This window comes from Bacillus sp. LNXM12-1, from assembly GCF_003004375.1.
In the GTDB taxonomy this organism is placed as follows: Bacteria; Bacillota; Bacilli; order Bacillales; family Bacillaceae; genus Bacillus.
The window spans coordinates 237,182-251,065 of record NZ_PVWX01000004.1 but is presented as its reverse complement, the minus strand read 5'-3'; the positions used below and the strand labels follow the sequence as shown (position 1 = coordinate 251,065).

Here is a 13,884-nt window from a genome sequence, read left to right as displayed (position 1 = left end):
TCACGTTTATTCGTCTAAACCAATGGATACATATTTGGTTTCTAAATACGGTTCGATCCCTTCGATGCCGCCTTCACGGCCAATTCCGCTTTCTTTCATTCCTCCGAATGGTGCTTGAACAGCCGATGGGCCGCCATCATTCCAGCCAATGATCCCGTAATCAAGATTCTCTGAGATGTAGAGGCCGTTTCGATAATTTTCTGTAAAGAAATAAGCTGCAAGACCAAAAGGTGTATCGTTGGCTAATTCAATCGCTTCATCTAGCGTTTTGAACGTCGTAATCGGCGCCACTGGTCCAAAGGTTTCTTCATGCATGATGTTCATGGAAGGGTCTACATGTGTGAGAACCGTTGGCTGGACAAAATAATACGACTTTTCATCATCGAAATGCGTATCTCCGCCGACAAGGATTTTCGCCCCTTTATCGACTGCATCTTGAATTTGGCTGACAATTTTATCAAAGCCGCGCTTGTTGATAATTGGGCCGATGGATGTGCCTTCTTCAAAGCCATTTCCCACTTTTAGCTTTTCTACTTCTTTGCTGAAGCCTTGAGCAAATGCTTCATGAATGTCTTCATGCACAATTAAGCGGTTGGCACAGACACAGGTTTGTCCTGCATTACGGAACTTAGACGCCACTGCTTGTTTGACAGCTAGTTCAAGATTGGCATCTTTGTCTACGATGAGCGGAGCATGACCGCCAAGCTCCATTGATACGTGCTTGACTGTACTCGCACTGTTTTTGATCAGATGCTTTCCGACTGGCGTTGAGCCTGTGAACGTGATTTTGCGAATCAATGGACTATCTGTGAATATTTCACCGACTTCTTTTCCATCTCCAACCACCCATTGCAGGGCATCCTCTGGAATTCCAGCTTCGTGACCTAATTTCACAAGTTCAATAGCCGTCAGCGGCGTGTCTTCAGCAGGCTTCACAATAAACGTACAGCCCGCTGCAAGTGCTGGTGCAGCCTTTCTCGTGATCATGGCTGCAGGGAAATTCCAAGGAGTAATGGCTGCAACAGGACCAACTGGCTGCTTTGTGACGAAAAGGCGTTTGTTCGTCGTATGAGACGGAATGGTTCTGCCGTAGATCCGTTTGGCTTCCTCTGCGTACCATTCAATGTATCCAGCCGCATAGACGATTTCGCCTAATGCTTCTTGATACGGCTTCCCGTTTTCTTCCGTGATGATTTTCGCGAGCCTTTCTTTATGTTCAATCATGAGATCAAACCACTTGCGAATGATATTGGCACGTTCATGCGCAGACGTTTTTGCCCATGCTTTGAATGCTTTATGTGAGCGGGTAATGGCGTCTTCGATCTGTTCTTTTGTATGCTGAGCAACTGAAGCAATTTCTTCTCCTGTTGCAGGATTATACACTTTGAGTTCGTTTGTCATGCTCTACCGTCTCCTTCGTTCTTGGATTCATTACATATAGTATATACCCAATGAGTGCCCAACCTAAAAGCAATATCCATTCAGCTGGCCATGATAAGGAGGCCGGCATTCCTGGAAAATAAAATGAAAGAAAAAGGAGACTCAGCCCGATAGCTAAAACGCCTGTCGTCCGCCAATACTTAATGCGGTATGGACGCTCAAGCTCTGGTTCTGCTTTGCGAAGTCTCATAAAGGCAATGGACACTATTAAGTACCCTACGATAATTCCGACACCGCCCGCATTGACAATCCACACGAGGGCAGGACGCCCTAATAATGGAGCGAAAAAGGCCAATGCACCAAGAAATAAAATCGCATGTGTCGGTGTTTTATACTTTGGATGAATATACGCAAACCATTTGGAAATCATGCCTCTTTCCGCCATAGCGTATAAGATGCGGCTTGCACCGATGATAAAAGCATTCCAGCTCGTCACAATTCCTGCTACACCGCCAATGACAAGCACTGTTCCAAACGCCTGATGACCGAGCAGCTGCACCATCGCATCTGCTGTCGCCAATGAAGAGGCTTCAAGCTGTCCTTTTGACAGCCCAGCAGCTACCCCAAAGACAATGAGCAGATAAAACACAACGGCACTCACGATGGAGATAATCAAAATTCTCCCGATAATTCTCTTCGGCGCATTGATCTCCGCCGCCACTTGCGGGATGACATCAAAACCAACGAATAAAAAGGGAATCATCACTAAAACCGCCATGAGACCGCCAACTCCGCCTTGAAACATCGGCTCAAGGTTTGCTACATTTCCGTTAAATGTTGCGCCGCCTAAAAGAAGAAAACCTGTCAGGATAATGGCCACTGTAAAAACAGATTGAAAAATAGCAGCTGGCTTGGCGCCAATGTAGTTCAGCGCTGTTAAAAATAAAGCACCACCAGATCCAATCAACACCCATGTGAAATAAACGTCCCATCCCCCTATATTCCATAGGAAGCCAACATGCTGTGTTGGAATGACATAATCAATGACAGTTGGCAAGGCAACAGCTTCAAACGTAATGACGGACACATAACCAAACAATACGCCCCATGCTGAGACGAACGCTGATTTCATCCCAAATGCCCGCTGGACAAAGACGAGCCCTCCTCCCGTCTCTGGAATGGCAGACGAAAGCTCAGCATACGTGAGTCCAATAAAGATGACGAGAATACCGCCGATGACAAAGGCGATGACACTGCCTAAAAATCCTGCTGTTAAAATCCAATCTCCCGAAAGTACAACCCAGCCCCATCCAAGCATTGCACCAATGGATAAAAACAGTACGTCAGACTGCGACATGGTTTTTGCCATTTGTTGTTTTTGCATACAACCATCCCCCTTTGTTGTTTAGCGTGCTTTGAAGGCGTCCTCGATGATCCCCAGTCCTTCATTCAGCAGCTCATCTGTGATGACAAGTGGTGTTAAGAAGCGAATAATATTCCCATTAATCCCTGCCGTTAATAAGAGCAGCCCGTGCTCATTTGCATATGCTGCAATCGCTGCGGCTGTTTTCTTATCTGGTGTACGCGTTTTTTGATCTTCCACAATTTCAATCGCCGCCATTGCCCCTAATCGGCGGACTTCCCCAATGAATGGATACGTTGTTCTCCAATCATTTGCTTTGTCCTCAATGACTTGTCCAATGTGTTCAGATCGTTGATTCAATTGTTCCGTTTCAATAATATCAAGAACTGCTAGTGCTGCCACACAGCCTAATGGACTTCCTGCATATGTCCCCCCGAGCTCACCTGGATCTGCCGCATCAAGCAGTTCTTTTCTGCCAATAACACCGCTCAGTGGTAATCCAGCAGCAAGAGATTTTGACACCGTGATTAAGTCCGGCACCACATCAAAGTGCTCAATCGCAAAGTATTTCCCCGTTCTCGCAAAGCCTGTTTGGATCTCATCTGCAACAAAGACAATCCCGTGCTGCTGACAGAATGAAGCAACATGCTGAACAAAACGCTTCGATGGTACAATGAATCCGCCCTCCCCTTGGACTGGTTCCATGACCACACATGCAACGGTTTCTGGTGCAACGGCTGCGACAAAGAATTGATTGAATTGATCAATGATGTACTCATCGTAGGCTGCATCGCTTAATCCTTCTGGCTTTTGATAGTAATAAGGGTATGGTGCTTGATACACCTCTGACGCAAATGGTCCGAACCCAAATTTATATGGCTTGACCTTGCTCGTCATGCTCATCGTCATATTCGTTCTGCCGTGGAAGCCTCTTGTAAACGACACAACGGCCTGTCTTTTCGTATATTTACGTGCAATTTTCACCGCATTTTCAACAGCTTCTGCACCTGAATTGAGAAAAATGGCTTTCTTGTCATGGTCGCCTGGTGTGAGGCGGCATAGCTTTTCTGCCAATTCGATATACGATTCGTACATCATGACGTTGAATCCTGGGTGAATCAGACTGTCTGCCTGTGCTTTGACGGCCTCCACAACCTTTGGATGTGAATGACCTACATTTAAAGTACCGATAGCGCCAGCAAAATCGATAAAACGTTTCCCATCGATATCGAACAGCTCGGCACCCTTCCCCTTCGCTGCAAGATGACGGTTGCCATTACTCACGCCTCTTGCGACGTATTGATCTCTTTTCCCCTGCCATTCTTCTGTTGAAAAACGGTTTGTTGTCGTTTGACTCATTGTCATCCATCCCCTTTATGTCTTTTTTATTATTCTGAATATTTTTTGGTATGATAGAAAGTACCAATATCATTTTTTTCATGGTACCAGAGAGGATGGAATGACGAGATGCTGACAATTCAACTAGATCAAACAGGGGCAAACGGATTTATTTATCATCAAATTTATACGAAAATTAAAGGTGAAATTTTAAATCGAAACCTTCAGCCGCACGATCAATTACCCTCTAAACGAGAGTTAGCAGATACATTAAACGTCAGCGTGAATTCAGTGAATGGCGCGTATCAGCAGCTGCTTGCTGAGGGATATTTATATTCGGTCGAACGCAAAGGTTTTTTTGTGGAGTCATTAGAAACGTTTCATGAGTCAGGTCAGCTGAAACCCTCGTCCCTTCCAGCCGATTTAAAAGAGGAGTCGATTGCACGGGACGACTGGTATTCCTTTTCACATATCTCTGTTGATACAGCCAATTTTCCATTTAAAAGCTGGCTGAAAAGTGAACAAAAGGCGATCAGCCTCCATCAAGAAGCGTTTGGTGAGCTTCCGCATCCACAAGGTGTGTACGAGCTTCGGGAAACGATTGCCCGGTTGATCGGGCTTGCGCGAGGGGTCAAATGCTACCCAGAACAGCTCATTTTAAGCGCAGGCACGCAATCACTTATCCATTCTTTATCAAGCATTCTTCCAGCCGATCAAGTATACGGATTAGAAAACCCTGGCTATCGCCGGCTCTATCAAATGCTGAAAAACAATCATCACCGAATTGAAACGATTGGCATTGATCAAAAAGGGGTGCGGATGAGTGACATTCACAAAAAACAGCCGAATGTCTTAATCATTACCCCTTCACATCAATTCCCAACAGGGGTGATTATGCCGATTTCCCGGCGGATTCAACTCTTAAACTGGGCAGCCGATCAGCCCGGCCGTTATATTATCGAGGATGATTATGACAGTGAATTCAAGTATGGTACAGACAGCATTCCAGCGCTGCAAAGTTTGGATCGATATGACAAAGTCATTTATATGGGGACCTTTTCAAAGTCATTGTTGCCAGGCTTAAGACTAAGCTACATGGTGCTCCCGCAGCATTTATTGAGACGCTATAAGGAAGAACAGCACTTCTTCATTCAAACAGCCAGCCTTTTTACACAATACACCCTTCTTCATTTTATAAAAGATGGGGCGTATCAGCGGCATATTAAAAGAATGAATGGTTTATATGAGGAAAAGCGGAAGCAGCTCATTGAAGAGCTCGACACGGTTTTTACTGACAATGTACGGATTATTGGGGAAAATGCTGGACTTCATTTTATCGCAGAGTTCCGCTCAAACCGCACGCAGCATGAGATTTTACAGCGAGCCAAAGAAAGAAAGCTTAAAATGTACGGGATGGACCGTTTTACCCTTGATGAGCAATTGCCGGGGCATCAGGAAGGCTTTGTTCCACTCGTCCTCGGCTTCTCTCATATGCGGCCAGAGGATATTGAGCCGGCGGTGAAAAGACTGTATGAGTCGATTTATGGGAAATAAAACAGCCAGCTGCTTTACAGACAGCTGGCTTACCACCGCTCTTTATCTACGGCTAAAATGGATGACACGAGTCCAGGAAAAGCGGTCTCGATGTCTTCTTTTCTTAAAGAATAGTAGCGGTGTTTACCGTCAATTCTCACTTTCACGACGCCTGCCTCCCTCAGCACTTTGAAGTGATGAGAAAGCGTAGATTTGGCAATATTCATCTCATACGTACCGCATGTCCTCTCGCCCGCTTCTGCTAAGCAGCGGACAATTTCTAACCGGATTGGATCAGCCAATGCGTGCAGCACAGAAATCAGTCTTATGTCTTCTTGAGTTGGATGGATTGGATTATTCATACGATAAATGTATCGTATTTTGTGCAAACATACAATCTCATGACTCGCCTCATACAAAGTAACGATACATCCTTTGGAAACGACTATGACTATATAAAAGCTGTCTTGAAGGGAAGGAACTGTCTATCAAACAAATGTAGATTTGACCCATCAACTAACCGTCACAAAACATCAGCAAGTAGGTATCATTCAGAAAACAGCTGCCGAACATTTTGATCACGGCACAGCTTCCCAGTTGAAAAAAGGGACAGCGATTTACTCTGTAAAGGAGCGAAAAGACCTTTTGATCGTCGAACTTAACGGACAGATCATCATATATGCCGCACATGCGGAAGGATAAAATACCTGTCATAAGATAGGTGTTTTTTAAGTTTCTTTTCTTGTCATAGGTCATTGGTTTTGTTATCATTGCAAAAGTGACCACTCGGTTTCCATTGTGACCATATGGTTTTGCCGATTCGGAAAGGACTTATGTAGATGAACGAAAAGCAAGAAGAGATTTTGCGGGTTTCAAAGAAATTGTTTTCTCAAAAAGGCTATATGAGTGTCTCCATGCAGTCAATTGCCGATGCCTGTAAAATATCAAAAGCGTCCATTTATAAACTGTTTGATTCAAAGGAAGCTCTTCTATTAGAACTGATTAAATACAATCAGTGCAAAATGAGAGAGATTTCTCAGATCATTCATTCAGAAACGACGCTGTCCAAAAAGGAAAAATTCACAAAGAAGATCAAACTTGAGCTTGAAGAGTTTAAAGAGAATCATAAATTTTTGAATATGCTGTCCTTTGAAGCTTTTTCGCAGCATTCGCCCATTGTCATTAAACATTTACGCGAGACACGCTCCATTATCATGCAGCGGCACAGAGACATTATTTTAAGCACATATGGTGAATCTGTCGCTCCTTATGTCTGGGATCTTGTGATCGTCCTCAACGGATTAATGAGAGAATTCATCTTAATGCTGGCGATTGAGCATAAGAACATCCAATTAGAAAATGCCGCCGAAATGATTATTGGCGTGATGGACCGTGTGTCGAAAAAGCCTTGCTCTATTGAGCCTGTGCTAACAGATCAGCTGATGGACTCTTATTTACTTTCCACACAGGACGAATATGATGAAGAAAAGCTTGTCATCTCGTCCTTAACGAAGATCAAACAAGAGCTTCACGCACTGCCAAACGGAGAAGAAAAGGACGATCTCCTCTCTGCGTTTGAGCTGCTGAGCCAAGAATTATCAAAGGACCAACCGAGAACCTTTTTAATCAGCTCATTGCTCGATTATTTAGGTAAAAACAGCGTTTTATCACAAAACGTGTCACAGCTGAAAAGCATCATTCTATAGACAAAGAAGGGATAACATGAACCAATCAACAACATCGTATAATCGATCTGTGATTGTTGGGATTTTCCTCGTTGGGGCATTCGTCGCGATTTTAAACCAAACGCTGCTCATTCCAGCGATCCCACATATCATGGAGGAATTCAATATTGATGTCAGCAAAGGACAGTGGCTCACCACAGCCTTTATGCTGACAAACGGGATTCTCATCCCGATCACGGCTTTCTTAATCGAGAAATTTTCAAGCCGTTCTTTAGTTTTAACGGCGCTTAGCATCTTTACAGCCGGTACAATTCTTGCCGCGTTTGCAACGAATTTCCCTGTATTACTTGCAGCGCGTATTGTGCAGGCAGCCGGCGCAGGAATTTTAATGCCGCTGATGCAAACGATCTTTTTAACCATTTTCCCGAAAGAAAAACGCGGGCAGGCAATGGGTATGGTCGGACTTGTCATTTCGTTTGCACCAGCTCTTGGACCGACACTTGGCGGCTGGATTGTCGATTCCTTCAGCTGGAAGTTCTTGTTCTATATTGTACTGCCAATCGGTATCATTGATCTCATTCTTGCTTTCTTCTTAATGAAAAATGTAACGCAACAAAGAGAGACACGAATTGATGTTTTATCTGTCATCTTGTCGTCCTTCGGTTTCGGCGGACTGCTTTACGGATTTTCTAGTGTTGGCACATATGGCTGGACGAGTGCGACTGTCCTCATTTCGCTCATTGTCGGCGCCGTGAGCTTGTTCTTCTTTATTCTGCGCCAGTCGAATTTGACAAGACCGATGCTTGAATTTGGTGTCTTTAAGTTTGCGATCTTTAGCTTGACGACCTTCCTTGGGATGCTTGTCTTTGCCTTATTGATTGGGACAGAGACGATTCTGCCACTCTATACGCAAAATGTCAGAGGATTGTCTGCTCTTGATACAGGACTGATCTTATTGCCTGGTGCTCTCTTTATGGGGCTCCTCTCACCAATTATTGGACGAATTTTTGATAAAGTCGGCGGAAAAGGGCTGGCATTAGGCGGGTTTACGATACTTACCGTTACGACCTTGCCATTTATGCTGCTCACCCTTGATTCATCCATCGCCCTCATTACGGTCGCCTACACGCTTCGCTTAATCGGGGTTGGGATGATCATGATGCCGCTGACAACCGCAGGTATTAACTCTTTACCGCCTCATTTGATCCCGCATGGGACAGCGATGAATAACACGATGAGACAAATGGGCGGCTCCATTGGGACGGCTGTGCTTGTCTCCATCATGAGCAGCTCTGCTGCAAATGCAGAATTAGCCAGCCCATTAAAATCAGCCGTTCACGGCATGAACACGTCGTTTATCGTGTCTGGTTTGATTGCGGTCCTTGGACTCGTCCTCTCCTTTTTCTTAAAGGAAAAACGCGATAATAAAGTGATGAAGCAGGAGCTATCTTCCTCCTCATCTTCTTCATAAGAAAAAGAGCTCGGCATATGGCCGGCTCTTTTTTCATATATTCACATTATATCGTCCTCTCCAAAAGGACATTTGTATTTACAGCGAAGAAAAACCTTGATAATTTGAAGAAAAGAGTTGATAATAGGAACTATTCAATTTGTGAGAAAATTTTTACTATAGGAGATGTATGCATTGAAGGTCGTTAAATTTGGTGGCAGTTCACTTGCATCTGGCAAGCAGCTGCAAAAGGTATTTGACATTGTAACAGCAGATCCAGCTCGAAAAGCAGTCGTTGTTTCCGCACCAGGAAAACGGCATTCAACGGATACGAAGGTCACCGATCTATTAATTAGCTGTGGTGAGCAATATTTACGTTTAGGGGAAGCAGAGGATTTACAGAAAGCCGTCATCGAACGGTATGCCTCGATTGCGGATGAACTCGGGTTAAGTCATGACGTGATTGACACCATTCGGCAAGATCTAGATGCCCTCTTACAGGCAGATACGTCTCACCCTGAGCGATATCTTGATGCCATCAAAGCAAGCGGTGAAGACAATAACGCAAAACTCATTGCCGCCTATTTCCGCTATCAAGGTGTCGAAGCTCACTATGTGAACCCAAAGGAAGCTGGTTTATTTGTGAGCGATGAGCCTGGTCAAGCGCAAGTCCTTCCAGAGTCATATGATCATTTGTACAAATTAAGAGAGCGCTCTGGCATCATCATCTTCCCTGGCTTTTTTGGCTTTAGTCTATCGGGGGACATCGTCACCTTTTCTCGCAGCGGCTCCGATATTACCGGTTCCATTTTGGCAAACGGTTTGAAAGCAGATGTGTATGAAAACTTTACAGATGTGGATGCTGTCTACGCTGTCAATCCGACGATCGTTCATGAGCCGAAGGAAATTACAGAGCTGACTTATCGGGAAATGCGCGAGCTATCCTATGCTGGTTTTTCTGTGTTCCACGATGAAGCACTCATTCCAGCCTTCCGTGCAGGCATTCCTGTGCAAATTAAAAACACCAATAATCCCTCAGCAAAAGGCACAAAAATTGTGAACCAGCGAGATCATACAAATGGACCAGTTGTCGGAATCGCCTCAGACAGCGGTTTTTGCAGCATTTATATTAGCAAGTATTTGATGAACAGAGAAGTCGGTTTTGGACGTAAGGTGCTGCAAACGTTAGAGGAATATGGGCTTACGTATGAGCACGTTCCTTCTGGCATTGACGATATGAACATTATTTTAAGACAGGATCAGCTGGAGGAGCAGCATATTGAACAAGAGCTGCTCGACCGCTTGAAGCTTGTGCTTGATGCAGATGAGGTCGTTTTAGAGCCGAATCTCTCACTCATTATGGTTGTAGGAGAAGCGATGCGTCACAATGTTGGCACCACAGCAAGAGCAGCAGAGGCGCTGTCAAAAGCGAAGGTCAATATTGAAATGATCAATCAAGGCTCTTCAGAGGTCAGCATGATGTTTGGCGTCAAAGCGGCTCAAGAAAAAGAAGCCGTTCAAGCGTTGTATGAAGAATTTTTCTCTATGTCTACCGTCCCTGTCTCCCTTTAACCAGCAGACTGCCAGATCTCAGGATCGGCAGTCCTTTTTGTTCTCGCCAGATTCACATGGATTTGCGCATTAAAATATATCTATTTCTCGTTTGATTTTGTATGATAGAGACAAACCAACTATTGTTCCGGCCTATGATCGGAGCTACAAGGAGTCCTAAAACAATGCCTCGTCAACAACTATTAAAACAGTTTCGCAATTTTCATGATGCTTCTACGAGTATTTTAAATATGATGAGTCAATTCACTGATGTAAATACACTGTTTATTGCTAAAAACGATCAAACCACCAATCAGATTGTAAAGGTGCTGAATCATGATGAGCAGCTTCTTGAAGAAGGAGAAGAAATTCCTTACGAGAAGACATTTTGCAAACTGGCGGTCGATCATCAGGATACGCTTGTGATTCCTGATATATCATTGGATGATCGTTCTAAATACTTAGAAGTCACGAAACGTCTTCAAGGCGGATCATTCATCGGAGTGCCGATTAATTTTACAGATGGCACAAACTACGGAACGATTTGCGGGCTTGATCTAAGACCACAGCAATTCACAGAAGAGCATGTGCATATGTTTGAAACGATGGCTTCTCTATTAAGCTACGTCCTGGAACTAGACCGTGCCAACCGGCAGATTCAGCAATTATCTGTACCGATCGTCCCAGTTGTTGACGGTGTCGCCGTGCTTCCTCTCCTAGGTGATATCGAAGAGACACGTGCTCAGCATATTTTAGAAACCATTTTACAGGAAAGTTACAGACTGTCGCTCTCTCATTTGGTCATTGATGTATCGGGAACAAAACGCCTGAATGAACAGAGCATTCAATATTTGGTCAGCTATGCACAAACGCTGAAACTTTTAGGAATTTCGGCTGTTTTAACAGGGATTAAACAAGATCTTGCTCTAAGTGCGATTCAGTCGAATATTTCATTTAAAGACATCACCATCCGGAAAGACTTGCCGCAGGCACTTGCTCATATTGGCTTGACGTTTACTAAAATGGAATAAGAAATGAGACACAAAAAGGGCTAAATAAATTTTAGCCCTTTTCTTCTTTTTAAATCATGCAAGCAGCTGCAAATAAGAAGAATCGTTTCCGTCTTCAATAACTTGTAAAATCTGCTGTGCATGCGATGTGTCTGTGATACTGTTTAATTTTTGCATGATGTCTTCTTTCGATAGTGCATGGCCTGGTGCGCCCCGCGGAAGATCGACTCGTTTGCTAATGGTGGTGCCATCAGATAAGGTAAGCTTCACAATCGTAAAGCGACCTTTTGGGACAGCGTCTGGATGGGGTTCTGTCGTTTGATCATATTCTCTGCTCATCCGCTTCATCCATGTGCGCATGTCTGATGGAATCGTTTTTTTCGTAAAGGCATCCAGCGTAAGCGTCTGTCCAAATACGGCAAGTGCGATGACGTATTCGACACTGAATCGTCCTTCTTCGCCCGTCAAAGGTGTCCGCTCAATAAGCGCTGCATCTCCGCCAGGCGGGAATATGACCTCTACTTGTTTCACCTGATCCGAAAAGAAAGTATGCTCTTCCATTAAGGACAGAATCGCATCTGCTGCATGATGCGCTGCTGAGCAGAACGGGTATACTTTGAACCACAGCCCCGGCGAGACAATACGCCACGTTGTACCATATCCCTCTAGTAAACGACTTTCCGCGCGCTCCTGATCTCCATAGAGAGAAAAGAAACCAAGCGTACCATCAAGAACCGATTCATTCCCGCCAAAACCTGAACAAGCTAAGTCCATAGACCAGACGGCTGTTTTAGCCGCTAAGCCGGCTTGTAATGGTTTCATATCAGAGCCAAACTGCTTTCTCATTCCGGCTGATTGCGCTCCGGCAAAGCCGATTGCCTTCGCCAGCTCTTCCTGCGAGACTTGTTTTAAATACCCAATGGCACATACTGCTGCAATGGCTCCGAGGGTTCCGGTATTATGCCAGCCCCGCTCATAATGCGCCTTGCCGATGGATTTGCCAAGCCTTGCCATCACTTCAACACCTGTGATGTAGGCAGCTAAAAATCGATCGCCAAACCCTTTGCCGTCTGATAGCTGTGATAGCAATGCTGGAATGATAACCGCACTTGGGTGTCCTCTCACGTCTGAATGCACATCATCATAATCAAGGGCATGGATCAGGTAGCCGTTCAGCATCGCTGCTGATTGACGGCTGACCTTCTTCCCTTGTCCAATGACAGGAATTTGAGCGGCTCCGCCTTCTTGTTCCACAAGCGCCATGAGCTTTTGAATTCCTTCATCCTCTTTCGCAGCAAGCGCCGCCGCCGCAGCATCTAACAGACCATTTCGAGCCATTTCTACCGCCCGCTGATCTTGAAGTGGATTAGCAGACAGTACAGCCTCTGCCAATTGTTTTGTTAGTTCCATGATCGTGACTCCAATGCCCGAACGGCAAGCTCGGAAAAGAAGGCAGCGGCAACAGGGAGTGCTTTTTCATTTAATGTAAAGGCAGGGTGATGCCATTCCTCGGTACCGCTTGTCCCCATCCATACGAAAAAGCCTGGAATGCGTTCTTGATAAAGGGCAAAATCTTCTCCGCCCGGTGACTGCTCTGCCTGAACTACTGTGAGATCCAGCGCATCTGCCGTTTCTTCGACCACCTTTGTCAAACGCTCGTCATTCAACACAGAAGGCAAATACGGATGCCATTTCACTTCGCCTTTTGCCCCAAATCCTTCGGCAATCCCACTCACGATTTGTTTCATAAGCTCTGGAATCATCGCTCTCACTTCAGGCTCAAACGTCCGAACGGTTCCTTCCATCTCAACACGATCAGGAATCACATTCCATGATGTACCGCCTTGAATGCGTGTGATACTGACTACTGCATGATGTAAGGAGCTGATGCGGCGGCTGACGATTTGCTGAAGAGCACTTGTGATCTGCCCGCTGATGGCAATCGGGTCCACCGTGTGATTCGGAATACCTGCATGGCCACCCGTCCCTTTAATATCGATTTCAAACCGGTCAACACTTGCCATTAATGCTTTTTCTCTAATACCAATGGTGCCTACTGGCAGATCAGGTTTGTTGTGCATACCAAAAATCGCATCCACTCCATCTAATACGCCTGCCTCTATGACATGTTTCGCTCCTTGGGCGACTTCCTCAGCCGGCTGGAACAAAATGCGGACCGTTCCTTTCATCTCGTGTTTCCGCTCTTTTAATAAAAGAGCCGCTCCAAAGATAGAAGCTGTATGGAAATCATGACCGCAAGCATGCATTTTCCCCGGTATCTTTGAGGAAAATGGTTCGCCTGATGCTTCTTCAATTGGAAGTGCATCAATATCAGCCCTCAGGGCAATCGTTGGTCCCTCTTGTTCTCCTTTGATTTCACAGACAACACCTGTTTGAAGAGCTGGAAAATCGAGTACGGTGATCCCTTCTTCTTCTAACCAGCCGCGCAGTTTCTTTGTCGTTTCATATTCTTCAAACGCCAGCTCTGGATGCTCATGAAGCGCTCGGCGAATGTTAATTAAACGTTTGTTTAAAGCTTCTTTTCCTATTGTTTTCACTAATACTCACCCCTCT

The 13,884-nt window shown here is 45.0% G+C and carries 12 protein-coding genes; 6 read left to right on the top strand and 6 right to left on the bottom strand.

What is annotated here, in order from left to right; translation table 11 throughout:
• Positions 1-6: 6 nt before the first annotated feature.
• From C6Y07_RS15815 to gabT, 3 genes are read right to left on the bottom strand one after another with little or no spacing between them, the layout of a single operon-like run.
• Positions 7-1,401, bottom strand: a complete 1,395-nt coding sequence (locus tag C6Y07_RS15815; protein WP_106157032.1) for an NAD-dependent succinate-semialdehyde dehydrogenase — start codon at positions 1,399-1,401, stop codon at positions 7-9.
• Complete coding sequence (locus C6Y07_RS15810) at positions 1,376-2,764, bottom strand: APC family permease (RefSeq protein ID WP_060595547.1); 1,389 nt, start codon at positions 2,762-2,764, stop codon at positions 1,376-1,378. Before C6Y07_RS15810 ends, C6Y07_RS15815 begins: the two co-directional genes overlap by 26 nt.
• A 21-nt stretch (positions 2,765-2,785) precedes the next feature.
• Positions 2,786-4,102 carry a 4-aminobutyrate--2-oxoglutarate transaminase gene (gene gabT, locus C6Y07_RS15805; RefSeq protein ID WP_066031324.1) on the bottom strand — a complete coding sequence of 439 codons (1,317 nt, stop codon included), beginning with the start codon at positions 4,100-4,102 and terminating at the stop codon, positions 2,786-2,788.
• A 108-nt stretch (positions 4,103-4,210) separates the two neighbouring features.
• Here gabT and gabR point away from each other — a divergent pair, with 108 nt between their 5' ends.
• Positions 4,211-5,635, top strand: coding sequence for a MocR-like transcriptional regulator GabR (gene gabR, locus C6Y07_RS15800; protein WP_066031325.1), 1,425 nt, complete (start codon positions 4,211-4,213; stop codon positions 5,633-5,635).
• Between the two features lie 29 nt (positions 5,636-5,664).
• On the opposite strand, the gene C6Y07_RS15795 is transcribed toward gabR, so the two are convergent.
• The gene (locus C6Y07_RS15795; protein ID WP_034664461.1) at positions 5,665-5,976 is read right to left on the bottom strand and encodes an ArsR/SmtB family transcription factor; all 312 of its coding nucleotides are present in this window, start codon (positions 5,974-5,976) and stop codon (positions 5,665-5,667) included.
• A 142-nt stretch (positions 5,977-6,118) separates the two neighbouring features.
• Here C6Y07_RS15795 and C6Y07_RS15790 point away from each other — a divergent pair, with 142 nt between their 5' ends.
• From C6Y07_RS15790 to C6Y07_RS15770, 5 genes are all read left to right on the top strand, one after another.
• Entirely contained in the window at positions 6,119-6,316 is a 198-nt protein-coding gene (locus tag C6Y07_RS15790) for a hypothetical protein (RefSeq protein ID WP_223250464.1), read from the top strand.
• Positions 6,317-6,453: 137 nt separating this feature from the next.
• On the top strand, positions 6,454-7,320 hold the full coding sequence (locus C6Y07_RS15785; RefSeq protein WP_106072305.1) for a TetR/AcrR family transcriptional regulator: 867 nt from the start codon (positions 6,454-6,456) through the stop codon (positions 7,318-7,320).
• A gap of 16 nt (positions 7,321-7,336) precedes the next feature.
• Positions 7,337-8,770 (top strand): MDR family MFS transporter, encoded by a 1,434-nt coding sequence (locus tag C6Y07_RS15780; RefSeq protein WP_060595544.1) that lies wholly within the window; start codon positions 7,337-7,339, stop codon positions 8,768-8,770.
• 174 nt (positions 8,771-8,944) lie between these two features.
• Positions 8,945-10,321: an aspartate kinase gene (locus C6Y07_RS15775; RefSeq protein WP_106157030.1), complete on the top strand. Its 1,377-nt coding sequence runs from the start codon at positions 8,945-8,947 to the stop codon at positions 10,319-10,321.
• A gap of 164 nt (positions 10,322-10,485) precedes the next feature.
• Positions 10,486-11,331, top strand: coding sequence for a GAF domain-containing protein (locus tag C6Y07_RS15770; RefSeq protein ID WP_106157028.1), 846 nt, complete (start codon positions 10,486-10,488; stop codon positions 11,329-11,331).
• A gap of 54 nt (positions 11,332-11,385) precedes the next feature.
• Here C6Y07_RS15770 and C6Y07_RS15765 read toward each other — a convergent pair whose 3' ends face one another.
• Together C6Y07_RS15765 and C6Y07_RS15760 are read right to left on the bottom strand one after the other, a co-directional pair.
• Positions 11,386-12,720 (bottom strand): MmgE/PrpD family protein, encoded by a 1,335-nt coding sequence (locus C6Y07_RS15765; protein ID WP_106157026.1) that lies wholly within the window; start codon positions 12,718-12,720, stop codon positions 11,386-11,388.
• Positions 12,711-13,859 (bottom strand): amidohydrolase, encoded by a 1,149-nt coding sequence (locus C6Y07_RS15760; protein WP_189313040.1) that lies wholly within the window; start codon positions 13,857-13,859, stop codon positions 12,711-12,713. The genes C6Y07_RS15765 and C6Y07_RS15760 overlap by 10 nt, the downstream gene beginning before the upstream one ends.
• Positions 13,860-13,884: the final 25 nt, after the last annotated feature.

Coding starts and splice junctions, on each gene's coding strand:
- C6Y07_RS15780 (WP_060595544.1), top strand. CDS start 7,337: ATGAACCAATCAACAACATCGTATAATCGATCTGTGATTGTTGGGATT.
- gabR (WP_066031325.1), top strand. CDS start 4,211: ATGCTGACAATTCAACTAGATCAAACAGGGGCAAACGGATTTATTTAT.
- C6Y07_RS15815 (WP_106157032.1), bottom strand. CDS start 1,401: ATGACAAACGAACTCAAAGTGTATAATCCTGCAACAGGAGAAGAAATT.
- C6Y07_RS15770 (WP_106157028.1), top strand. CDS start 10,486: ATGCCTCGTCAACAACTATTAAAACAGTTTCGCAATTTTCATGATGCT.
- C6Y07_RS15810 (WP_060595547.1), bottom strand. CDS start 2,764: ATGCAAAAACAACAAATGGCAAAAACCATGTCGCAGTCTGACGTACTG.
- C6Y07_RS15795 (WP_034664461.1), bottom strand. CDS start 5,976: ATGAATAATCCAATCCATCCAACTCAAGAAGACATAAGACTGATTTCT.
- C6Y07_RS15765 (WP_106157026.1), bottom strand. CDS start 12,720: ATGGAACTAACAAAACAATTGGCAGAGGCTGTACTGTCTGCTAATCCA.
- gabT (WP_066031324.1), bottom strand. CDS start 4,102: ATGAGTCAAACGACAACAAACCGTTTTTCAACAGAAGAATGGCAGGGG.
- C6Y07_RS15785 (WP_106072305.1), top strand. CDS start 6,454: ATGAACGAAAAGCAAGAAGAGATTTTGCGGGTTTCAAAGAAATTGTTT.